At 33.0% G+C, this 261-nt stretch carries 1 pseudogene; it reads right to left on the bottom strand.

The features are described from left to right. Window positions 1-261 (bottom strand): annotated as a pseudogene (gene plcR, locus KVT34_RS30450) (transcriptional regulator PlcR); the annotation flags it as partial.

The following is a 261-nucleotide window of genomic DNA, read 5'->3' as shown; positions in this document are numbered from 1 at the left end:
CATGATATTGCCATTGAAGAAATTGTTGGAATTCAGGATGATATTCTTCCTTTTTCAGTTCATTCCATACTCTATTATAAATTTCCTTATATCTTTTTTGCTTACACAGCATAATGACTTGATCTTTAAACTGTTTTTTTCTTTCGATATCGGAATAAATGAGTACCTCATAAAAATGAATAATGGGAACTTGTAATTTCGCCGCAATACCTTGCAATATATCCATACTTGGGTACACTGCGCCCGATTCAATTCGACTCA

The sequence above is a fragment of the Paenibacillus sp. GbtcB18 genome (assembly GCF_019091125.1).
Taxonomy (GTDB): Bacteria; Bacillota; Bacilli; order Paenibacillales; family NBRC-103111; genus Paenibacillus_F; species Paenibacillus_F chitinolyticus.
Note: the sequence above shows the minus strand (reverse complement) of the source record. Positions and strands in the feature narration are given on the sequence as shown.